This is a genomic window from Rhizobium sp. RCC_161_2 (genome assembly GCF_041355235.1).
Taxonomy (GTDB): domain Bacteria; phylum Pseudomonadota; class Alphaproteobacteria; order Rhizobiales; family Rhizobiaceae; genus Rhizobium.
On sequence record NZ_JBFUPL010000004.1, the window covers coordinates 335211 to 357453 of the forward strand.

The following is a 22243-nucleotide window of genomic DNA, read 5'->3' on the forward strand; positions in this document are numbered from 1 at the left end:
CAGGATACGAGCGGGCGGGTTGGCCCGCTCTTCGTGATCACGACGCAACTAATCATGTCGTTCGATGCGTTTCAAGCGCACCGAACGATCTGCAACCGCTGATTTTCCGAGGATATCGGGAAAGCCTAATTCAGGCGCCGTCCGGCTTCATGATCGTCTCCCGGAGGAAGCTGTAACCCAGCGCGATACGCGCCGCGAGGTCGCTCGACGCGCCATCGCCGCCATGGCCGCCGGAACCGAATTCGTGGAACAGCGGATGGTGGCCGAGCTCTTCCATCCGCGCCGCGAATCGCCGCGCATGCGAGGGATGAACCCGGTCGTCATTGCTGGAGCTTTCGACATAGATCGGCGGATAGGTGACGTCCGAGGCGGGTTTAAGATTATGGAGCGGCGAGTAGGAGAGAAGGTAATCGCGATCGGCCTGGTCGTCGGGATTGCCATACTCGTCGATCCAGGCCTGCCCGGCGGGAAAGACGTGGAAGCGGGTCATGTCCAGCACCGGTACCTGACACCAGATCGCGCCGAAATCCCTAGGATAGCGGGTCAGCATCGCGCCGGTCAAAAGCCCGCCATTGCTGCCGCCATTGGCGGCGATGCGCGATGGCTTGGTATAGCCGCGGGCGACGAGATCGCGGGCGATGGCGGCAAAGTCGGCAAACGCCCTGTGGCGGCCATGCCCCTTGGCGGAGCGGTGCCAGTTCGGCCCGAGCTCACCGCCACCGCGAATATAGGCCTGCACATAGGCGCCGCCCTGTTCCAGCCAGCGGCCGATGACGCCGGAATAGTTGGGGCTGAGCGAGACATCGAAGCCGCCATAGCCGTATAGCAGCACCGGCAGTTCGCCTTGCGTCCACGTCTTCGGCAAGACCAGCCGGTACGGCACCTTCGTGCCGTCTTCGGATGTGGCCTCCAGCAATTCGGAGGTCATGCCGTCGCTGTCGAAATAGGCGGGCGAGCTGGCACCCTGAATGAGTTCGAGCGGCTTTTTGCGGTTGGAAAGTTCCAGGCGATAGCAGGTTGGCGGCCGAAGGAAGCCTTCGCCATAGACCTGCAGCGTGTCGTCGCCGAGATGCAATTCGGAATAAAGCGGCTGGAGCGCAACCGTTTCGACATCTCCAGGAAGCGGGATCTCCTGGATCTCCGCATCCGGCTTGATCAGGTCCAGGACGAAAAGGCGGGGTTGCAGATTGTCGGAGACGACGAAGACGCACCATTCGCGCAGCAAAAGAAACTGCGATACGGACTGCCGCTCACTGGGCGAAAACAGCACGCGCGTCGCCTCGGTGCTGATGTCGCCAGCCTGGCGCGGCAAGGGCTGCAGCGCCAGAGCGCCGGCGGGGATGCGCTCATCGGTCTTGGCGAGCCAGAGGCAATAGGAATAGTTGAACTGGATGTCGATTTCCCTCGGCAGATCGATCCGCCGCAGGGAAAAATCCGGATCCTTGATGAAGACGCTGCAACTGCCGATCTCGTGGCCGGTGATGAACAGGCGGATCGGCTTGGCGGTCCCCTTCTTCACAATGCCGGAGAGCACCGGATCGATGACCACGCAGGAACCGTAAACGTCTGTATCGGCCGTGGCGTAGAGCAGCGGCGCGTTCGCCGGCGCCTGACCGCGCTTCAGGCGTCGGCCGACGCGGGGCCAGCCGGAGCGCGTTGCGGACAGGCGATCGATCGAGCCGAAATAGGCGATCTCGTCGCGGCTGAGCCAGGTCGCATGGCAACGCGCCGGCGGCGTATCGAAGCCGCCTTCGACGATGCTCTTGGCCTCGCAATCGAACTCCAATAGCCGCCCGAGGTCGGAGCCGCCGTCGGAGAGGCAGATCAGCACGCGCGTCGGCTCCCACGGGCAGGTGATCGCGCCGCGCCAGATCCAGAGTTTGTTCTCCAACCCGCAGAAGGCGTCGAGATCGAAAATCGGCTCCCAGGGTGCGCTCGGCACCGGGTCCAGGTCGGCGGGAAGCCGCCGCCATACGCCAAGGGGATGATCCGCACTGCGATGGAAGTCGAACAGCCACTTGCCACGGCGAACCGGCTGGATCAGCCGGTCCTCGCGCTCGATCATTGCTTTGATCGCCGCGCTATCGGCCTCGAATTCGGGCGTCACGAGAGCCCGTTCCGACTGCGCATTCCTCTCGGCGACGAATTGGAGGGTGAGGGGATCGTCGTCGTGCTCGAGATGGAGATGCATAAGATACCTGATACGCTATTGATGATGTGAATCGCATATGAACAAATCAAAATGCACCCGGAGAAGCAACCATGCTTCCCCAAGTGCATGCCGTCATACAGATTTCTGCTGTCTATCGGCCTCAGCGCACCATCTTGATATCGGCCTGGGCGACCAGATCCGATGTCGGCTTGGGCGCGGCTTTGTACTTCAGCGTCACGACCTTGTAGCCCTCTTTTTCCATGCGGGTCAGAAGGGCCGGCAGCATGGTTGCGGTGCGCTGGTGGATGTCGTGCATCAGGACGATACCGCGGCCGCGCTTGCGCAGTTCGTTCATGGTACGCGCCGCGACGGCGGCGGGCGACAGGGTGAAATAGTCCTTACTGTCGACATCAACATCCATGATCACGAGATCACGCATGGTGACGGCCGTGCGCAGGCGCCTGGAATCGGCAAGATAAGGGAAGCGGAAGAAGGGGACATCCGTGCCGACGACCTTGGCGACAGCGTTCTTGCCGCGCATGATCTCGGCCATCGCCATGTCGAAGCTCATCTTGTCGAGATCGGGATGATGGAAAGTATGGCTGCCGATGGTTTCGCCAGCGGCAACGACCTTGAGTGCCGTCTCCGGATGCGCCTGCGCCATCTCGCCGACCATCATGAAGGTCGCCTTGACGCCGAACCTGTCGAGGGTTGCGAGAATGCGCTCCGTCTTGCCGGGGGCAGGGCCGTCATCGAAGCTCAGGATGACTTCCTTGTCGGCGAGCTTCAGGTCGTGCAGGGAGGAGACTTCCAGCGTGCGCCCGGCCAGCGTGTGAGTGCGGCCTTCGTCGCTCGTTTCAGCATCGGTGCTCGCCCATTTGCTCGGCTCCATCTCGATGGGGTCGTTGGCCTTCAACGCCTTGCGTTGTGGCTCCTCGGCGGCAAAACTCGTCTTCAGCGAAGCTTCGTCCCCCGGCTTCGTGGCGCAACCGGCAAGGGAAAGGGACACGGCAAGGCCGGCCAATAGGAGACGGTAGGTCATCGGAAGCGCTCAACATATGTGATTGAATGTTGTGCGTATTTTCTCCGACTATGGTTAATGATCGGTTAGGATCGGTGCGCGGCCGCCTACGGAATCATCCGTTCTAACCGGCCATCGCGCTTTCATATTCCGAGGAAAGCTCCAGCCATTGCTCCTCGGCGGCGGCAAGCTTCTCCGCTGCGTCGGAGCGCTGCTTGGCCTTCTCGGCAGCCTTTGCGGGTGCCTTCTCGTAGAGCGCAGGATCCGCAAGTTCCACATCAAGCGCCTGAATCAGTTTCTCCAGCTTAGCCGTCAAGGATTCGATTTCGTTGATCTTTTTCCTAAGCGGCGCGAGCGAGGCGCGGCGGTCGGCATTGAGCTTGCGCTGGTCCGCCTTGGAGACGGCATCGTCGGCGCCGTTCGCCTTGGCCTTGTCGTCCCTGGCCTTGGGGCTGGCGACCACGAGGCTGCGGTATTCTTCAAGATCGCCGTCGAAGGTGGAAACCGTGCCGTCGCGTACCAGCCAAAGCTGATCGACGGTCGCCTCGATCAGATGGCGGTCGTGCGAGATCAGGATGACGGCGCCGGAATAGTCGTTCAGCGCCTGGATCAGCGCATTGCGGCTGTCGATGTCGAGATGGTTGGTCGGTTCGTCGAGGATCAGCAGGTTCGGCGCATCGAAGGCGGCAAGGCCCATCAGCAGTCGCGCCTTCTCGCCGCCCGAGAGATCCTTCACCGGCGTGTCCATCTTCTCTGTCGCAAGCCCCATCTGCGCGACGCGGGCGCGCACCTTCGGTTCCGGCGCGTCCGGCATGCGGCGGCGGACATGCTCGACGGCGGTCTGGTTCGGCACGAGGTCGTCGAGCTGGTGCTGTGCGAAGAAGCCGATCTTCAGGTTCGGCGCGAGCTTCACGTCGCCGCTATCGGCATCGAGACGGCCGGAGACGAACTTCGCGAAGGTGGATTTGCCGTTGCCGTTCGAGCCAAGCAGCGCGATGCGGTCATCGGCGTCGATGCGCAGGTTGAGGCGCTTCAGGATCGGCTTGCCGGGCTCGTAGCCGACAGCACCTCCGGTGACGGCGATGATCGGCGAGGCCGCCTGCTTTTCCGGCTCGGGAAAGCTGAAGCCCATCACATGATCTTCGATGACGGCGGCAACCGTGCCCATGCGCTCCAGCGCCTTGACCCGCGACTGTGCCTGCCGGGCCTTCGTTGCCTTGGCCTTGAAGCGGTCGATGAAGCTCTGCAGGTGCTTGCGCGCCGCATCGTTCTTCGCCTTGGCCTTGGTCTGCAGCTCGTCGGCCTCCGCTTTCTGCCGCTCGAACTGGTCGTAGGAGCCGCGATAGAAGGTGAGCTTCTTCTGGTCGAGATGGACAATGGCGTTGACAGCCGTGTTCAGCAGATCGCGGTCATGCGAGATGATGATGACCGTGTGCGGATAGCGGCGGATATAATCTTCCAGCCAGAGCGTGCCTTCGAGATCGAGATAGTTGGTCGGTTCGTCGAGCAGCAGCAGGTCCGGCTCGGAGAACAGCACGGCCGCAAGCGCCACGCGCATGCGCCAGCCGCCGGAAAAGGAGGAGGCCGGGCGGTGCTGCGCCTCATGGTCGAAACCGAGGCCCGCCAGAATGCTGGCGGCGCGCGCTTCGGCGGAATGGGCGCCGATATCGGCAAGCCGGGTCTGGATATCAGCGATGCGGTGCGGATCGGTCGCCGTCTCGGCCTCTGCGAGCAGGGCGGTGCGCTCCTTGTCGGCTTTCAGCACGATCTCGATCAGTGGCTCTTCCGTGCCCGGCGCTTCCTGGGCCACCTGGCCGATGCGGGCGTTACGCGGGATCGCGACCGATCCGCTCTCAGCGGCGAAATCGCCGGTGATCACCCGGAACAGTGTCGATTTGCCGGCGCCGTTCTTGCCGACAAGCCCAGCTTTCGTGCCCGCCGGAAGCGTTACGTTGGCATGGTCGATGAGGAGACGGCCGGCAATGCGGGCCGAAAGGTCGGAAATCGAAATCATGGCGCGGTTTTGGCCGAACTCTGCGCCGAAGGCAAGAGCTGGAAAGGCCTTAGGCGTGCATGTTGCGTGCCTTTGCAGGCAAGTTGGCGCAGTCACGCAGCCGCTCGGTCAGCTCGGTTTCGTAGAGCAGCAGATTGCTGAGCGAGGCGTTAAGACAGTCCATGGCATCGGCGGCATGCGGGGCTACTTCGATCTCGCGGGCGAAGCGCTGTTTCTTCCTCAGCCCTTCGGCCAGTTGATTGGCCACGTCGCGCAGCATCTCGGCCGCATCGCTCTCGGATTTCCGGGCGACCAGGCCGCAATGGCTGACGAGGTGATGTTTCAAGCCGATATCGTCGAGTCCGGTTTGCGACGGGGTAGGGCCAAGGGACGCAATCTCACTGGCGATCCCGCGATCATGGCCATAAAGCGCCTCATGGAAGAGCTGGTAGTTGCGCGGCAGGTTCCTGACCTTCAACTTGGCCATATGACGGCCGATCGTCTCAAGCTCGGTCTCCGCCTCGCCATTGTCGTTGCCGATGGAATACGCCGAAACACCTGCCTTGGAACTCTTCATGCTCACTCTCTGACTGTCACCCGGCTGATATATCCCTCCAACTTGTAGGCACGCAGGTTAATACGACATGAACGAAATGTCTTATCAGTATGATCTTACATCAATATCAGCCGGAAGAACAACGCATGACTGCAATCACGCATCAATGGCTCGCCTTTGACTTTACATCCAGTGTCTTCCTTGACCGCGCAGGAAGTAGATCAGGTCGAGCTCCAGTGACTGTTTGCCCAGAGCCGTCAGCGTCATGTGGCATTGGCCACGATGATGGGTCTGGTGGTTGAACAACTGTGCGACGGCAGCCCTCAACGGATGGGTAATGGCGCCCGGCCGGGTGACCGGTGAATAGGTGATGTCGGCGGCAAGTGCGGCATCGTCGAGTGTCTCGACCCAATCGATGATACGCTGATCCTCGGCCTCGCGTGCGGCACGGAGACCGGCGTGGTCGTCATGTGGGATGGCGTTCAATATCGCTGCGACCTCGCCGGTGCCGGTGAAACGGTGCATCCACATCCGGTCGGCTACAAGCAGATGGTTGAGCGTGTTGCGCAAGGAGCCGAAGAAGGCACCGCGGTTTTCGTGAAATTCCGCATCGCTGATCTGAGCGGCAGCATCGTATAGCAGGGTATTGGCCCAGCGATTGTAGTGGGCGAACATTCCGAAGTGTCTGTGCATATTGGTTCTCCTCCAGGGCTTTGCTGCAAGCCTAGAATAAAATTGAGCAAATGGGGTTGATGGCATCAATGAAATTTGCCGATGGGATTGTCGTTCCTCTACCGGACGGGCCGCGAATCGCTCGTCTGGACTGTGACAGCGGCGTGAAATTGGCGCATGCCCCTTGTTTTCGGGCTGTGGGGCGGGTAAAGACCGCCCACTTTTCTCTGAATACAAGGAATTGACCCATGGCGATTGAACGCACTTTTTCGATGATCAAGCCGGACGCAACCAAGCGTAACCTGACCGGTGCCATCACCAAGATTTTTGAAGACAATGGCCTGCGTGTCATCGCGTCCAAGCGCGTCTGGATGAGCAAGCGCGAAGCTGAAGGCTTCTACGCCGTTCACAAGGAACGTCCTTTCTTCGGCGAACTCGTCGACGGCATGACCTCCGGCCCGACTGTCGTTCAGGTCCTGGAAGGCGAAGGCGCCATCCTGAAGAACCGCGAAATCATGGGTGCCACCAACCCGGCCAACGCCGCTGAAGGCACGATCCGCAAGATCCACGCCCTGTCGATCGGCGAAAATTCCGTTCACGGCTCCGACGCTCCGGAAACGGCTGCCGTCGAAATCGCCTACTGGTTCTCCGAAACCGAAATCGTCGGCTGAATCAGCCTTTCAGCCGAAGCGCTGAAAAGACTGAATTGATTGATGAAAAGCCGGGGCCTTGCGCCCCGGCTTTTTCATGCCGGGCAGGCGCTATCGTGTCCGTAGTCGACGCTGCCGTCGCTTTTGAAGACATCCGGATTTTCCGTGTAGACCGGGCCGACGACAAGCGGCTTCGTCGGCAGCACGGTCTGGTCGAGGTCGGATTTCACCTCGGTCTTGATGGTCTGGATTGTCTTGTCGCTGGCATCGACCAGCCTGATCGAGACGGAATAAGGACGGTCCTTGCGCACGCAGCGCAGATCCGGGCTCTCGAGCGTGATCTTGTCCCAGAACGTAAAAATCTTCTGCCGCACCACCAGGGGATCGCCGCCCGCCGGATTTTCGAATTCCGCGACCGCCGTCGTCCCTTCCGGGATCGGCGCGATCTTCTTCAGCGTGATCATGTAGCTCGCGGTCGCGACGCGATAGTTGAAGACGAAGAGCCGGCCGCTGAGTTCGGTCGGCCCGCTTTCCGGCTCTCGCTGGCAGCCGGCAACGGTCAGCCCGGCGATTGCCGTCATCAAAACGATCATCCCGGTCCTCATGGTGTGCTCTCCTCCTTTTTGCGGCGATAATGCCGGCTCGCCTTGGCGCGGTTGCCGCAGACCGCCATGTCGCACCAGGCCCGGCTCTTGTTCTTGCTGCGGTCGATGAACAGCCAGCCACAGTTGCGGCAGATCTTCATGCGTTCTGGGTCAGGCATCGCAATCAGCCGCAGAGTGGAATGCACTGTCGCGGCATCGAGCCCATCAGGAGAGGCGGCCTGTCTCAGCACCGTCGCCAGCGCCTCCAGCAGATCGGCCAGTAGCGCATCGGCACCGCGATCAAGGACGCGAGCGCGGAAATAGCGGTCTATCGTTTCGCGGAGTGCGATGAAGTCAGGTCTGTTTTCCGGCCGTACAGGCAGGATGTCGCCGAACAGGGCCCGCTCGGCGCAGAATTTCGCGGCCGCCTTCGGAAAACTCTCCATCTGCCCCGCCGCTTCGAAGCGGTCGGTGCGCCGCTCGTCGTCATGGCGCAGAATGACGCTGTTGGCGACATCCAGCGCCAGCGCGCCACCGGAAAAACGATGCGGGGTCCAGGAAAAGCTCATGCTGAAATTATAACTGGTAAAATCAGTTTTACCAGTTACTATTTATCGACCATGGGAGGATCGATGGCCTATCTCCTGCAGCAATTGGCAAATGCCGTTCCGCTTGCCGCGCTCTATGCCGCGCTGGCCTTCGGCTATGCCATCGCTTTTGGGGTGATGAAGCGGGCCGATATCACCTATGGGGCGCTCTTTGCTTTTGCCGGCCAGATGCTGGTCCTGTTCACTGACGTCGGCTATACGAGGCTCATCCTGATCCTGCCGGCGGCTCTTGCTTTCGGCGCGGCCATCGCGGCCGCCTATACCTTGGGAACGAGCCTTCTCGTCGGCCGCGCGATCATGCTGCCGCTGTCGCGCAAGTCGCCGAACACGGTGATCGTTGCGGCTCTCGGCATGATGATCATCCTGATGGAGACGGCGCGGCTTGCCTCCAATACGCGCGGCATCTGGCTGCCGCCGTTCCTGAACGAGATGATCGTGTTCTGGGACAGCGGCGATTTCCGCGTCACGCTGACCAAGATCCAGCTTATCAACACCGCGCTGATGGTCTTGATCGTCCTCGGTGGAGCCTATGTGCTCAAATATACCGGCTGGGGCCGCATCTGGCGGGCGGTGACGGATGACGCGCTGGCCGCCGAGCTTTGCGGCACGAGCGCCAATCGCGTCTTTCTCCTGGCCTATGTCGCCTCGGCGCTGGTCGCGACCGTCTGCGGGCTGCTGGCGACCTCCTATTACGGCACGATGGATTTCGGCGCCGGTCTGATGTTCGGGCTGAAGGTGCTTTTGATCGCCGCTGTCGGCGGCTATTCCGATCCGCTGAAATCGGCAGGTGGCGCTGCATTGCTAGGCCTGTTCGAGACCCTATGGGGCGCCTATGGCCCATTCCTATGGCGTGATTTCGTGATCTTCTCGCTGCTCGTCCTGCTGCTGGTGCTGAGCCGGCGCGAACGCGTGGTTCCCTGAGAGCCTATTTGTCGCCGGCCCATTTCTCCCGCGCGGTATCGTCGGCATCCTTGGCCGAAACCCAGTCGCCTTCCGCGCCATCCTTGGCGTGTTCCTTCTTCCAGAAGGGCGCGGAGGTTTTCAGGAAGTCCATGACGAAATTGGCGCCATCGAAAGCGGCTTGCCGATGCGAGGCGGCGGCGATGACGAGGACGATGTTTTCGCCTGGCGTAATCTTGCCGTAGCGATGAATGGCAGTCAGGCCGCGAAGCTCGAAACGCTCGATGGCAAGCGTCGCAATGCGGGTGATTTCCGCTTCCGCCATGCCGGGATAGTGTTCGAGTTCCAGCGCACCCAGCATCCCGCCTTCATCGCGGCAGAGGCCCGAAAAGGTGACGACCGCGCCGATATCAAGCCGCCCCTTCGTCAGGCGATCGATCTCGGTTTGGAGATCGAAGTCCTCACGCTGGACTTTGATGAGTGGTGAAGTCATCGACTGGCTCTCCTTCTCCTCACCGGGGAGAAGGTGCCCGACAGGGCGGATGAGGGGGGCGAGGTGCGAAGCTCCGAGGCCTTGAGCGGTAAGCGAAAGGCAGCCTTACGGTGCAAAGCCCCCTCAACCTGCGCTACCGCGCGTCCTTCTCCCCGATGGGGAGAAGGCAAAACCCCTTCCAACCTTCGCAGGCTAACCATATTTCACCCACCCGTCATCGGTGGAAATATGCCGATTTCACGGGCGCCAGCGATCGGTTCGTCGTGATCGGCATGTTCCATATTGATGGCAACGCGGATCGCGTCGGGAAACTGAAGCGCCGTCTCGTATTCCTCGCCCAAGGTCTTCAAATGACTCAGGAGATCGCCAACGGTAACCACATCAGAGGGGAGGGAAATCTCTTCCTCTCCCTTGCCGATCCGCTCCCGCACCCAGGCGAAATAGACGAGCTTCGTCATCATTCTTCGTCCACGATATGCTTCAATCCGGCGCGGAAATAATCGTAGCCGGTATAGATCGTCAGCAGCGCCGCGATCCAGAGCAGGACGATGCCGAGTTCCGTCGTATAGGGTAGCACCTTGTCGCCGGCCGGCCCAGCCAGCAGGAAGGCGATGGCGACGAGCTGCGCGGTCGTCTTCCATTTGGCGATGCGCGTCACCGGCACGCTGACTTTCAGCGCGGCCAGATATTCGCGCAGGCCAGAGACGAGTATCTCACGGCACAGAATGATGATCGCCGCCCAGAGCGACCAGCCGGCGATGGTACCGTCGGCGGCGACCAGCAGCAGGATCGAGGCGACCAGCAGTTTGTCGGCGATCGGGTCGAGCATGCGGCCGATATTCGAGGTCTGATTCCAGATGCGGGCGAGATAACCGTCGAGAAAATCGGTGAGCGAGGCGATGACGAAGATCCAGAGCGCTACCCATCGCGCGAAATCGGATCCCTCCAATTTGCCTTCGACGAAGAAGCACAGGACGATCAGCGGTACGCAAAGGATGCGGCCATAGGTGAGCAGATTTGGAATGCTGTATGCGCGCGAAGCCATGGGGTTCGTTTCGTTTCGGTTGTTTCACTGGACCGAAATGGACTTGTCCTTGAGGACGCTATCTCGTTCCAGTGATTTGATTTAGCATGATCTTACCCAAAAACCGCTCGGCACTTTTTGAGACCATGTCCTAGATGATGGTTTGGGAACCTTACCGTCAACATTGTTTCTGTTTTTTCGTCACTATTCCGTGGAATTTGCGACGGGCTGTTCTTATTTCGCGGCGTCCTCGTGAAAATGGTTGTAGACCTGCGTCGCCACGGCTTCCGATATGCCTTCGACCGCCATCAGGTCGGAAAGCGCGGCGCGTGATACGGCCTTGGCGGTGCCGAAGTGCTGCAGTAGCGCCCGCTTGCGCGAGGGGCCGATACCGCCGATTTCATCCAGTGGATTCTTCACCATCTCCTTCTTGCGCCGCGCCCGGTGCGAGCCGATGGCAAAGCGGTGCGCCTCGTCGCGCATGCGCTGGATGAAGTAGAGCACGGGATCGCGGGGCGGCAGTGTGAAGCTTTCGCGGGAAAGGGCGAAGAAGCGTTCGCGGCCGGCATCGCGGTCGACGCCCTTGGCCACGCCGATGGCGATGACGCTGTCGGTGATTCCCAGCTCCTCGAGAATGGCGCGCACGGCCGTCATCTGTCCCTGACCACCGTCGATGAGGATGACATCCGGCCAGGCGGGAAAGGGCTGATCGGCTGCATCCACGGAGGCAGCCTCCGCCGCGCCGCTGCGATCCGGTATGCCCTCTTCCTTCAACAGACGGGAGAAGCGCCGTGTCATGACTTCGCGCATCATGCCGAAGTCGTCGCCGGGCGTGATGTCGGTCGATTTGATGTTGAACTTGCGGTACTGGCCTTTGACGAAGCCTTCCGGCCCGGCCACCACCATGCCGCCGACGGCATTCGTGCCCATGATATGCGAGTTGTCGTAGATCTCGATGCGCTGCGGCACGTAGGGAAGCTGAAACGTCTCCTTGAAGCCCTCGAGCAGCCGCGACTGCGAAGCTGTCTCGGCAAGCTTGCGGCCATGCGCCTCGCGCGCATTGGCAACGACGTGATCGACCAGATCGCGTTTCTCACCGCGCTGCGGCACCAGGATCGAGACCTTGTGGCCCGCTTTCTCGCTAAGTGCCGCCGCCAGCAGCTCGATTTCCTCGACCGTCTCCGACAGCAGGATCTGCTTCGGCACGGGCTTGTCGTCGTAGAACTGCGCCAGGAACGAGTTCAGCACTTCGGCGCCCGAAAGAGATGGGTCGGCCTTCGGGAAATAGGCGCGGTTGCCCCAGTTCTGACCGGTGCGGAAGAAGAAGACCTGGATACAGGAGATGCCGCCCTCGTGATGGATGGCGAAGACATCGGCCTCTTCGACGCCGGCGGGATTGATGCCCTGATGGCTCTGCACATGCGACAGCGCCGCCAGTCGGTCGCGAAAGACGGCAGCGCGCTCGAAATCGAGGTCTTCGGCAGCGGCATTCATCGCCTCGGCCATATGCGCCTTGACGTTCTGGCTCTTGCCGGACAGGAAATCCTTCGCCTCCTGCACCAGCTCGGCATAGCCCTCATCGCTGATCTCGTGCGTGCACGGCCCGGAACAGCGCTTGATCTGATAGAGAAGACAGGGCCGGGTGCGGGTTTCGAAGACGCTGTCGGCACAGGTGCGGATCAGGAAGGCGCGTTGCAGCGAATTGATGGTGCGGCCGACGGCGCCAGCCGAGGCGAAGGGGCCGAAATATTCGCCCTTGCGCGCCCGCGCGCCGCGATGCTTGAAGATCGCAGGTGCCCGATGATTGCCGGTGATGAGAATATAGGGAAAGGACTTGTCGTCCCGCAGCAATACATTGAAGCGCGGCCGCAAGCGCTTGATCAGATTCGCTTCCAGCAGCAGAGCTTCTGTCTCGGTGCGAGTGGTGACGAACTCCATGTTGGCGGTTTCGCGCACCATGCGGGCGATGCGGTTGGAATGCACCCGGCCCATCGCATAGTTGGCGACACGCTTCTTCAGGCTGCGTGCCTTGCCGACATAGAGCACATCGCCGGCTTCATTGAACATGCGATAGACGCCGGGATTATTCGGCAGCCGTTTGACGAATTCGGCGATCAGCTCGGCGCCGCGAAGGCCAGTCTCGTTCTTGCCGCCTTCGTTCCAGTCTACGGGCGCGACAGGGGAGGCGCCGGCATCGCCCTCTACCTCGATGTCGTCTTCAATGTCTTCCGATTCGTCATAGAGAATGCCGCCGTCGGGCAGCTTTCGTCCGTTCATTCCATGCTCTCCGACACATCAGGCGTTTCCCAGGCAAGGTGCTGGCCGCCATCGAGCGCTATCATTTGGCCCGTGATCGAAGGCGTGTCAAAAAGAAAGCGGACGGTGCGGCCGAATTCCTCAAGTCCAGGCGCGGCCTTCAATATGAGTCCGTCGATCTGTGCCTGGAAGTCCTCTTCCGTCTGCCGGACGCTGCGCACCGTCGGGCCCGGGCCGATGGCGTTGACGCGGATGCGCGGCGCAAAGCTCTGCGCCATGGTCTGGGTCGCCGTCCAGAGCGCCGCCTTCGACAGCGTATAGGAATAGAAGCGCGGATTGAGCGCCCAGACGCGCTGGTCGACGATGTTGACGATCAGCCCGGGAACGCCGTCCGGAAGCTGGCGCGCGAAATCTGCAGCGAGGATCGAGGGCGCGCGGACATGCACGGCAAAATGCGAGTCAAAGGCCTCGGCATCGAATCGGTCGGCAGAATCACCCTGGAAAACCGAGGCATTGTTGACCAGCAGATCCAGCGGTCCGAGCTCCGAAACCACCCTTTCGATCAGCATCGACGTCTCCGCCGAATTTTGCAGGTCGGCCTTGATCGCAATCGCCTTTTTGCCCTTTTGCCGCAATTTCGTCACGATCTCTGCTGCCTCGGCGATCGATTGGTTGGCATGCAGCGCCACCGCAAAGCCGTTCGCCGACAAATCCTCGGCCATTGCTCGGCCTATTCTTTTTGATGCACCCGTTATCAGCGCGGTGCGTAGTTTTTCCTGGCTCAAGATGCTGCCTTTTCCTCGCCGTTACCCAACAGAAGCTCATATAGGGCGTCGATACACCATATGAAATGGTGCTCATGCGACACAAGTGGGGAAGATGACTTGTGTAAAGCTTTAGATATATTTGGATAAAAATAAGTATACCCGCTTTAACCAATCGTTATGGTTAACAATTCGTCTGTTGCACTGAAGCAACATCGAAATTCAGCCACGCGTGTGCCACAATGATATCATAATTTAGCTCTTCGAATTCCTCATTTGCATTCCAATTTCAGTGTCGATCCGGGAGGGACATTTTGTAATTGCTCGTGATGATCCGAAGTCGACGACAGTAGACCAAGAACACGAGCCTGAAAGGAGAAAAGTATGCGTACTCTTATCAAGACCCTCATGGTCTCCGCTTTCGCTCTCGGCGGTGTCAATGCAGCCTATGCAGCTGATGCCGTAGAGCAGATTCCGCAGCCGCCTGTTGCACAGGAAGCCGCTCCGGCCATCAACAACTGGTCCGGTTTCTACATCGGTGGTGCAGGCGACTGGCAGAAGGGTGAATTCCACAAGCGCACTGGCAACGCCTATGGTTTCGGCGGCCAGGCGTTCACCGGTTACAACTGGCAGCAGGGCCAGATCGTATACGGCGTTGAAGCTGACCTCGGCTACTCCGGTTTGGACGCGAGCCGCAACGGCCTGACTGCCAAGAACGGCGTCAACGGCTCGGTTCGCGGTCGTCTCGGTTACGACTTCAACCCCTTCATGCTGTACGGCACGGCCGGTCTGGCTGTCGGCCAGAACAAGCTTTCCGACGACACCTCGTCCGACAGCAAGACCGCTGTTGGTTACACGGTTGGTGCCGGTGCTGAAACCTTCATCACCAGCAACGTAACGGCTCGTATCGAATATCGTTACACCGACTACGGCAAGGAAAAGTTCGGCCTCGACTCTGGCAACTTCTCGCGCGGCTACGACGAGCAGAGCGTCAAGGTCGGTGTTGGCGTAAAGTTCTAATCCGACAGAATTGTCTGACGAAGAAGCCGGGGTTTTGCCCCGGCTTCTTTCGTTTCAGCCTGTCTTCTAGCCAGCGACGCCGCGCATTCGTCATGCGGGGAGCGCTGCGGCGATCAGCCCTGGGGCTTCATCGCCTGATAGTCGGGAAAATGCTTTTCGAACTTGCGCGCCCAGGCGATCAGGTCGGCGTGATCGTCTTCCCACTGCCCTTCGAACCGCAGTTGCAGATAGCCAAGCAGCGATGCGAGGGCGAAGTGCCCGCCATGCAGCCTCTTGCCGATCTTCGGCGGCTCGGCATTGAGATGGGTGAGGGCGCGGCCGACCTTCGTCCATTGCCGGTCGATCCAGGGCTGATGCTGCTTGTCCGGGTCGCGCAAGCGGCGTTCGTAGACGATCGACAGCAGGCATTCGTTGGTACCGTCGCAAAGCGCTTCCAGCACCTCGGCTTCGGTGCGCTTACCATCCTTGGCGGGATAAAGCGTCTTGCCCTTCAGCCGGTGGAAATAATGCATGATGCAGCGGCTGTCGAAGATCGCTTCGCCGTCATCCGTCAATAGCGTCGGGATCTTGCCGAGCGGATTGTTGTCGACCAGCACGTTCGGCCCGGCATTGGTGTCGACGCGGATTTCGTTGATATCGATGCCGAGATGCCGGGCGGCCATCCGAACCTTGCTGGAAAAAGGGGAGGTGGACGAGCAGAGCAGCTTCATGGATTCACCTTGTCATGTGCGGAGTGAAATTCAGTGTTCGCCGCGCAGCCAGAAGGCCCGTTGCGAGGCGAAGCGGTCCTGCGCCAGCATATCTTTCAGCGCCGGCAGCAGCGCATGCAGTTCGTCCTTCAGTGTGAAGGGCGGGTTGACGATGATGAGGCCGGAGCCTGTCAGCCCGGTGAAGCCCCGGTCGCTCTTGACCGTCAGTTCGGCGCAGAGGACCTTGGGGATCTCCAATGCCTGCAGCGTCTCGTGGAAGGCCTTGATCGGCGCATCCTTCTTGATCGGATACCAGAGGCAATAGGTGCCGCCGGGAAAACGGCGCCAGGCTTTGGCAAGGCCATCCGCCAGCCGCTCATATTCGCCCTCTTCCTCGAAGGGCGGATCGACCAGCACGATGCCGCGCTTCTCCTTCGGCGGCAGATGTGCGCCAAGCGCCAGCCAGCCGTCGAGCTCGGTGATGCGGGCATGGTGGTCGCCTTCGAACAGCCGGTGCAGCCGCTGGAAGTCCTCGGGGTGCAGCTCCATGGCCGACAGCCGATCCTGCGGACGGAACAGCATGCGGGCGAGCTTCGGCGAGCCAGGATAGAACTGCAGGCCACCGGCGGGATTGAGCTCGCGAACGGCGGTCAGATACGGCTCCAGCAGATCGGCGAGCTGTGGCACGAGTTCGGCATCGAGAAGCCGGCCGATACCGTCCTGCCATTCGCCGGTCTTCTGCGCTTCCTCGGAAGAGAGGTCGTAGAGCCCGATGCCGGCATGGGTATCCAGAACGCGGAACGCCTTGTCCTTGTTCTGCATGTAGCGGACGAGCCGGGCGAGCACCGCGTGCTTGAGCACATCGGCGAAATTGCCTGCGTGGTAGATATGCCGATAGTTCATTTTCGGTGAAGTCCGTATGAATTGTTGCGATGGGCGAGATTATGCCTTTTGGCCGGACATGGCTTGAAATATACAAATACGATGAACATTGCGACCCCCATTCCAGCCAAATCCAAGATAGGCCATACCGCCTGTCCCCATGACTGTCCCTCCACCTGCGCGCTGGAGATCGATCTGACCGAGGATGGCAAGGTCGGTCGGGTGCGCGGCGCAAGGGACCATTCCTATACGTCGGGCGTCATTTGCGCCAAGGTCGCTCGTTACGCCGAGCGGCTTTATCATCCCGATCGGCTGATGAAGCCGCTGCGCCGCGCTGGCGCCAAGGGCGAGGGACGCTGGCAGGAGCTCTCCTGGGACGACGCGCTGGACGAGATCGCCAATGCCTTCGTCAAGGCCGAGGCGAGAGACGGCAGCGAGGCGGTCTGGCCCTATTATTATGCCGGCACCATGGGCTTGGTGCAGCGCGACAGCATCAATCGCCTGCGCCATGCCAAGCGCTATTCCGGCTTCTTTTCCTCGATCTGCACCAACCCCGCCTGGACCGGCTTCACCATGGCGACGGGCACGCTGCGTGGCCCCGATCCTCACGAAATGGGCCGTACCGACTGCGTCGTCATCTGGGGCACCAATGCGGTCGCCACGCAAGTGAACGTGATGACCCATGCGGTGAAGTCGCGCAAGGAGCGCGGCGCCAAGATCGTCGTCATCGATATCTACGATAATCCGACGATGAAGCAGGCCGATCTGGCACTGATCGTCAAGCCGGGCACGGATGCGGCTCTCGCCTGCGCAGTCATGCACGTCGCCTTCCGCGACGGCTATGCCGACCGCGCCTATATGGCTCGATATGCCGATGATCCCGTTGGTCTCGAAGCGCATTTGCAGACGAAGACGCCGGAATGGGCGGCTGCTATCACCGGCCTGTCGGTCGATGAGATCGAAGCATTCGCCAGGCTCGTCGGCACCACGAAGAAATCCTATTTCCGCCTCGGTTACGGCTTCACCCGCCAGCGCAACGGTGCCGTGGCCATGCATGCGGCGGCGTCGATCGCCACCGTGCTCGGCTCCTGGCAATATGAGGGCGGCGGTGCCTTCCATTCCAACAGCGATATCTTCCGCATCGATGGCAGCGAGCTGACGGGTCGGTCGATGCTGGATCAGGATATCCGCATGATCGACCAGTCGCAGATCGGTCGGGCGCTCACCGGCGATGCCGTGGCGCTGCGCCATCGCGGGCCGGTGACGGCCATGCTGATCCAGAACACCAATCCGGTGAACATTGCGCCGGAACAGCGGCTGGTGAAGCGCGGTTTTGCCCGCAACGACCTCTTCGTCGCCGTGCACGAACAATTCATGACCGATACCGCCGAGATGGCCGATATCGTCATTCCCGCCACCATGTTCGTTGAGCATGACGATATCTACCGCGCCGGCGGCCAGAACCACATCCTGCTCGGCCCCAAGCTGGTCGAGCCGCCTTCGACCGTGCGCAGCAATCTCTTCGTCATCGAGGAACTGGCCAAGCGTCTCGGCGTCGCCGATCGTCCCGGCTTCGGTTTTTCCGCACGCGAAATGGTGGACCGTATCCTGTCGGATAGTGGCCTGCCGGATTACGATTATTTCCTCGAGCACAAATGGTTCGACCGTCAGCCGGCTTTCGAGGAGGCGCATTTCCTCAACGGTTTTGCCCATCCCGACGGCAAGTTCCGTTTCCGTCCGGACTGGGTCAACCAGCCTGCGCCGAATCGCCCGCCGGAAGCCGTTGGCTTGCTCGGCCCGCACATTGAGCTGCCGGAATTTCCCGATCAGGTCGATGTCATCGAAGTCGCCGATCCCGATCATCCCTTCCGGCTTGCGACTTCGCCGGCACGCAACTTCCTGAATTCGAGCTTTGCGGAAACCAAGACCTCGCGCCAGAAGGAAGGTCGCCCGGAGGTGATGATCAATCCGGCGGACGCCGCAGCACTTGACGTCATTGATGGCGATCTCGTCCAGATCGGCAATATCCGGGGCGACATCCGGCTCCATGCGCGCATCACGACGGAGGTAAAAGCCGGCGTATTGATCGCCGAGAGCCTGTGGCCGAACAAGGCGCATGTGGATGGCGAGGGTATCAATGTGCTCACCGGCGCCGATCCTGTCGCGCCCTATGGCGGCGCCGCCGTTCACGACAACAAGGTTTGGCTGCGCAAGGATGCGAGATGACGAAGTTCGAAAAGGCCAAGGTCGAGATCGTCAGCGAGAAGACGCTCTCGGATCAATGGACGCGGCTTAGCAACTACGACATCGACTACACGGATTCCAGCGGCGAGATGCACCGGCTGAAGCGCGAGATCTATCACCGCACGCCGGCCGCCTGCATTCTGCTCTACGATCCCAAGCGCGAGACGGTCATCCTCGTGCGGCAGTTCCGCCTGCCTGCCTATCTCACCGGTTTTCCCGCCTGGATGATCGAAGTGCCGGCCGGCTTGCTCGATGGCGATCATCCAGAAGAGGCGATCCGCCGCGAGGTGATGGAGGAAACCGGTTTCCGGGTCCGCGATATCAGGTTTCTTTTCAAGACATTTACCTCGCCGGGCGCGGTCACCGAAATCATCCATTTCTTCGCGGCCGTTGTCGACACCACCGATCGTATCGCCGATGGCGGTGGGCTTGCCGACGAGCATGAGGACATCGAGGTGCTCGAAGTCCGGCTGGCCGACACGGTGGCGATGATCGAAGCGGGCGAGATCTATGACGCCAAGACGGTCATGTTGCTGCAATGGGCGGCACTGAACAGGGCGAGCTTGGGATAGGCCGTTTGGAAGGGTGCAAGCACTGTCAAGATCAGTGCTGCGACCTTCATCACTGTGTCACGAATTGCGCCTATCGGGAGGCATTCGCCGGATAGGTCCGGACCATTGTCACAAAATCGAAACAATTGACGCTATTCCAGGAGAAAGCCGATGTGGCTCAGCAATTTCACGCTCGTTCTTCCCAATGAAGTCGTCGATCAGGGCTCCATTCGCATCGAGGACGGCGTGATCGCCGAAATCCGCGCCGAGCCGGTGGCGAATGCGACCTTTGATGGTGGTGGACGGTTGCTGATGCCGGGTTTTATCGATCTGCACGGCGATATGATCGAGCGCGAGATCGCACCGCGCCCGAATGCGACCATGCCGATCGATTTCGGTATCCACGAACTCGACAAGAAGCTTGCCGCCGCCGGTGTGACTACGGCTTACGCCGCCGTCTCCTTCGCCACGGAAAGCGTCTACGGCCATGTGCGCTCGCTGGAGACCACTTCGGCGGTGATTAAGGGCATCAACAGCCTGCGCGATCACCTGCTGATCGACCATCGCGTCCACGCCCGCTACGAGATCACCAATGTTGGCGCCGCGCCGACGCTGGAGCGGCTGCTGGAGGATGGCGTCGTCGACATGGTGTCACTGACTGACCACACGCCGGGGCAGGGGCAGTACAACAATATCGAGGCCTATATCCTCAGCATGTCCGAGCGCCGCTCGATGTCGCGGGAGGCGGCAGAGGACGTGGTCGCTCGCCGTATCGCCATGCGGCAGGATCCGGACATCGAACGCAAGTTGCGCGACATCGTCAGCCTGTCTCTGAAGCACAAGCTGTCGCTCGCATCGCATGACGACGACAGCGCCGAGAAGGTGGCCGAGATGCATGATCTCGGCGTCACGATCAGCGAATTCCCTGTGACGCTGCCGGCCGCTGAAGAAGCGCACCGTCGTGGCCTCTGGACGTTGATGGGTGCACCGAACGCGCTGCGCGGTCAGTCCATGTCGGGCAATCTGAGCGCGCTTGACGCTGCCCGTGCCGGCCTGCTCGGCATCATCGCCGCCGACTATCATCCGGCCGCTTTCGTACCGGCAATCTTCAAGATTGCCGAAGTTGCCAGCGGCGGACTGCCCGTAGCCGTTGCCATGGCGACGGCAAATGCCGCGCGCTCTGCCGGCCTGACGGACCGCGGCGAGATCGCTGTGGGGCAGAAGGCCGATCTGGTAGCTGTTGAGCATGGTGCGGTTCACCGCATTCGCGCCACCTTCCGCAACGGCCGCGTCGTCTATAGCGACGGCACGCTGCATCCATTGATGGCCATGGCTGCGTAAGGGGAAACCCGACTAGATCCGGCTGACGTCGCCAAGCAGGGACAGGATCTGCTGGCCGGCGGCAGCCGGTGCCTTTGCCGTGGCAATGGCCTTGCCGTTTTCCATCCGGACCTTGCCTTCCGCCAGCAGCCGTAGCGACTGTGGATAGAGCTGATGCTCGATCGTCAGCACGCGGGCGGCCAGCGCGTCGGCGGTGTCGTCGGTGAGCACCGGCACGGCCGCCTGGCCGACCACCGGACCCTCATCCATGCCTTCGGTGACGAAATGCACGGTGCAGCCGGCGATCCGCTGGCCGGCGTCGATGGCGCGCTGATGCGTGTGCAGGCCGGGGAAGAGCGGCAGCAGCGACGGATGGATGTTGATGATCCGGCCTTCATAGCTCTGGATGAAGCGGCCGGTGAGCAGGCGCATATAGCCGGCAAGGCAGATGATGTCGGGCGATAGCGCCGAGAGCTGCGCGAGGATGGCCTCCTCATGCGCGTCCTTGCTGGCAAAATCCTTGCGCATGAAGGCATAGGTGGCAATGCCCTCGGCGGCGGCCTTCGCCAGCCCGCCGGCATCCGCCTTGTCGGAAATTACGGCGACGATTTCCGCCGGATAATCTGAAGCCGCAGCCGCCCTGACCAGCGCCATCATGTTGGAGCCACTGCCCGAGATGAAGACGACGACGCGTTTGCGGGCCGAACTCATATTGCCAGCGTACCCTTGTAGACGGTGCCGGCAGCGCCTTCGTCGCGAGCGATCATGCGGCCGAGCGTGACGATGGATTCGCCTTCGGCTTCAAGCGCCGCCTTGACGGTGTCGACATTTTCGACGGCAACGACAGCGATCATGCCGATGCCGCAATTGAAGGTGCGCAGCATTTCCTTGGCCTCGACGCCGCCGGTCTTGGCAAGCCACGAGAATACCGGGGGCACCTTGACGGCGGTCAGATCGATCTCGGCGGCAAGATGCTTCGGCAATACGCGCGGAATGTTTTCCGGAAAGCCGCCGCCGGTAATATGGGCGAGCGCCTTGATGGCATGGGTCTCGCGGATCGCCTTCAGAAGCGGCTTCACATAGATGCGGGTCGGCGTCAGCAGGGCTTCACCCAGCGCCTTGCCCTCCGCGAAGGGAGCCGGCGCGTCCCAGGCGAGGCCGGAGAGATCGACGATCTTGCGCACCAGCGAGAAGCCGTTGGAATGAACGCCGGAGGAGGCGAGGCCGAGAATGACGTCACCCTCGGCGATGTCGCCGGAGGGAAGAAGCTGGCCGCGTTCGGCCGCACCCACGGCAAACCCGGCGAGATCGTAATCGCCGTCGGAATACATGCCCGGCATTTCCGCGGTTTCGCCGCCGATCAATGCACAGCCCGCCTCGCGGCAGCCGGCTGCAATGCCGCCGACGATCGCCGCACCCTGGTCGGGGTCGAGCTTGCCGGTGGCGAAGTAGTCGAGAAAGAACAGCGGCTCTGCGCCCTGGACGACGAGGTCGTTGACGCACATTGCAACGAGATCGATGCCGACGGTGTCGTGATAGTCGGCGTCGATGGCGATCTTCAGCTTGGTGCCGACGCCGTCATTGGCGGCGACCAGCACCGGATCGGTGAAGCCCGCGGCCTTCAGGTCGAAGAGGCCGCCGAAGCCGCCGATTTCGCCGTCGGCGCCGGGACGGCGCGTGGAGCGCACGGCGGGCTTGATTTTTTCGACCAGCAGGTTGCCGGCATCGATATCGACGCCCGCGTCGCTATAGGTCAGACCGTTTTTTCCAGACTGGCTCATGCTTACGCCTCCAATGGCCGCCCTTCAATCGCGACAGGGCCTTGATCGGGTCGCCATTGCATGACGTGGGCCTTTATGCAAGG

22 protein-coding genes are annotated in these 22243 nt (G+C 61.2%); 6 read left to right on the forward strand and 16 right to left on the reverse strand.

What is annotated here, in order from left to right; genetic code table 11:
- Positions 1-130: 130 nt before the first annotated feature.
- The 5 genes from AB6803_RS13365 to AB6803_RS13385 form a co-directional block, all read right to left on the reverse strand.
- On the reverse strand, positions 131-2191 hold the full coding sequence (locus AB6803_RS13365) for a prolyl oligopeptidase family serine peptidase (RefSeq protein ID WP_371109343.1): 2061 nt from the start codon (positions 2189-2191) through the stop codon (positions 131-133).
- 121 nt (positions 2192-2312) lie between these two features.
- On the reverse strand, positions 2313-3194 hold the full coding sequence (locus AB6803_RS13370; protein WP_371109344.1) for a polysaccharide deacetylase family protein: 882 nt from the start codon (positions 3192-3194) through the stop codon (positions 2313-2315).
- 103 nt (positions 3195-3297) lie between these two features.
- The gene (locus AB6803_RS13375) at positions 3298-5187 is read right to left on the reverse strand and encodes an ABC-F family ATP-binding cassette domain-containing protein (protein WP_371109345.1); all 1890 of its coding nucleotides are present in this window, start codon (positions 5185-5187) and stop codon (positions 3298-3300) included.
- A gap of 49 nt (positions 5188-5236) precedes the next feature.
- A complete protein-coding gene (locus tag AB6803_RS13380; protein ID WP_371109346.1) occupies positions 5237-5743 on the reverse strand; it encodes a hypothetical protein in 507 nt (168 codons plus the stop codon).
- Between the two features lie 162 nt (positions 5744-5905).
- Positions 5906-6415, reverse strand: a complete 510-nt coding sequence (locus AB6803_RS13385; RefSeq protein WP_371109347.1) for a DinB family protein — start codon at positions 6413-6415, stop codon at positions 5906-5908.
- A gap of 227 nt (positions 6416-6642) precedes the next feature.
- Here AB6803_RS13385 and ndk point away from each other — a divergent pair, with 227 nt between their 5' ends.
- Entirely contained in the window at positions 6643-7065 is a 423-nt protein-coding gene (gene ndk / locus AB6803_RS13390; RefSeq protein WP_007702574.1) for a nucleoside-diphosphate kinase, read from the forward strand.
- A 74-nt stretch (positions 7066-7139) separates the two neighbouring features.
- Here the strand turns inward: ndk and AB6803_RS13395 are convergent, their stop codons facing one another.
- Both AB6803_RS13395 and AB6803_RS13400 read right to left on the reverse strand, forming a co-directional pair.
- Complete coding sequence (locus AB6803_RS13395; protein ID WP_371109348.1) at positions 7140-7649, reverse strand: hypothetical protein; 510 nt, start codon at positions 7647-7649, stop codon at positions 7140-7142.
- The gene (locus AB6803_RS13400; protein ID WP_371109349.1) at positions 7646-8197 is read right to left on the reverse strand and encodes a CGNR zinc finger domain-containing protein; all 552 of its coding nucleotides are present in this window, start codon (positions 8195-8197) and stop codon (positions 7646-7648) included. The genes AB6803_RS13395 and AB6803_RS13400 overlap by 4 nt, the downstream gene beginning before the upstream one ends.
- 63 nt (positions 8198-8260) lie before the next feature.
- On the opposite strand from AB6803_RS13400, the gene AB6803_RS13405 reads away from it, so the two are divergent.
- A complete protein-coding gene (locus AB6803_RS13405; RefSeq protein WP_371109350.1) occupies positions 8261-9157 on the forward strand; it encodes a branched-chain amino acid ABC transporter permease in 897 nt (298 codons plus the stop codon).
- Between the two features lie 4 nt (positions 9158-9161).
- Here AB6803_RS13405 and AB6803_RS13410 read toward each other — a convergent pair whose 3' ends face one another.
- The 5 genes from AB6803_RS13410 to AB6803_RS13430 all read right to left on the reverse strand — a co-directional run bounded on the left by AB6803_RS13410 (position 9162) and on the right by AB6803_RS13430 (position 13694).
- Positions 9162-9629, reverse strand: a complete 468-nt coding sequence (locus AB6803_RS13410) for a molybdenum cofactor biosynthesis protein MoaE (protein ID WP_371109351.1) — start codon at positions 9627-9629, stop codon at positions 9162-9164.
- A 203-nt stretch (positions 9630-9832) separates the two neighbouring features.
- Positions 9833-10087, reverse strand: a complete 255-nt coding sequence (moaD, locus tag AB6803_RS13415) for a molybdopterin converting factor subunit 1 (protein ID WP_371109524.1) — start codon at positions 10085-10087, stop codon at positions 9833-9835.
- A complete protein-coding gene (gene pgsA / locus AB6803_RS13420; RefSeq protein WP_371109352.1) occupies positions 10087-10674 on the reverse strand; it encodes a CDP-diacylglycerol--glycerol-3-phosphate 3-phosphatidyltransferase in 588 nt (195 codons plus the stop codon). Before pgsA ends, moaD begins: the two co-directional genes overlap by 1 nt.
- A gap of 213 nt (positions 10675-10887) precedes the next feature.
- Positions 10888-12930 carry an excinuclease ABC subunit UvrC gene (uvrC, locus tag AB6803_RS13425; RefSeq protein ID WP_371109353.1) on the reverse strand — a complete coding sequence of 681 codons (2043 nt, stop codon included), beginning with the start codon at positions 12928-12930 and terminating at the stop codon, positions 10888-10890.
- Positions 12927-13694, reverse strand: a complete 768-nt coding sequence (locus AB6803_RS13430) for an SDR family oxidoreductase (protein WP_371109354.1) — start codon at positions 13692-13694, stop codon at positions 12927-12929. The genes uvrC and AB6803_RS13430 overlap by 4 nt, the downstream gene beginning before the upstream one ends.
- Before the next feature lie 363 nt (positions 13695-14057).
- Here AB6803_RS13430 and AB6803_RS13435 point away from each other — a divergent pair, with 363 nt between their 5' ends.
- Entirely contained in the window at positions 14058-14693 is a 636-nt protein-coding gene (locus tag AB6803_RS13435; protein WP_371109355.1) for an outer membrane protein, read from the forward strand.
- A 113-nt stretch (positions 14694-14806) separates the two neighbouring features.
- Here the strand turns inward: AB6803_RS13435 and AB6803_RS13440 are convergent, their stop codons facing one another.
- Both AB6803_RS13440 and AB6803_RS13445 read right to left on the reverse strand, forming a co-directional pair.
- Positions 14807-15403: a glutathione S-transferase gene (locus AB6803_RS13440; RefSeq protein WP_371109356.1), complete on the reverse strand. Its 597-nt coding sequence runs from the start codon at positions 15401-15403 to the stop codon at positions 14807-14809.
- 30 nt (positions 15404-15433) lie between these two features.
- Positions 15434-16285: a 23S rRNA (adenine(2030)-N(6))-methyltransferase RlmJ gene (locus AB6803_RS13445; protein ID WP_371109357.1), complete on the reverse strand. Its 852-nt coding sequence runs from the start codon at positions 16283-16285 to the stop codon at positions 15434-15436.
- A gap of 81 nt (positions 16286-16366) precedes the next feature.
- On the opposite strand from AB6803_RS13445, the gene AB6803_RS13450 reads away from it, so the two are divergent.
- The 3 genes from AB6803_RS13450 (at position 16367) to AB6803_RS13460 (ending at position 20400) form a co-directional block, all read left to right on the forward strand.
- Positions 16367-18490, forward strand: coding sequence for a molybdopterin-dependent oxidoreductase (locus AB6803_RS13450; RefSeq protein ID WP_371109525.1), 2124 nt, complete (start codon positions 16367-16369; stop codon positions 18488-18490).
- The gene (locus AB6803_RS13455; RefSeq protein WP_371109358.1) at positions 18487-19080 is read left to right on the forward strand and encodes an NUDIX domain-containing protein; all 594 of its coding nucleotides are present in this window, start codon (positions 18487-18489) and stop codon (positions 19078-19080) included. The genes AB6803_RS13450 and AB6803_RS13455 overlap by 4 nt, the downstream gene beginning before the upstream one ends.
- Positions 19081-19230: 150 nt before the next feature.
- The gene (locus AB6803_RS13460) at positions 19231-20400 is read left to right on the forward strand and encodes an alpha-D-ribose 1-methylphosphonate 5-triphosphate diphosphatase (RefSeq protein ID WP_371109359.1); all 1170 of its coding nucleotides are present in this window, start codon (positions 19231-19233) and stop codon (positions 20398-20400) included.
- 12 nt (positions 20401-20412) lie between these two features.
- Here AB6803_RS13460 and purN read toward each other — a convergent pair whose 3' ends face one another.
- The gene (gene purN / locus AB6803_RS13465) at positions 20413-21090 is read right to left on the reverse strand and encodes a phosphoribosylglycinamide formyltransferase (RefSeq protein ID WP_371109360.1); all 678 of its coding nucleotides are present in this window, start codon (positions 21088-21090) and stop codon (positions 20413-20415) included.
- Entirely contained in the window at positions 21087-22160 is a 1074-nt protein-coding gene (gene purM, locus AB6803_RS13470) for a phosphoribosylformylglycinamidine cyclo-ligase (RefSeq protein WP_371109361.1), read from the reverse strand. The genes purN and purM overlap by 4 nt, the downstream gene beginning before the upstream one ends.
- Positions 22161-22243: the final 83 nt, after the last annotated feature.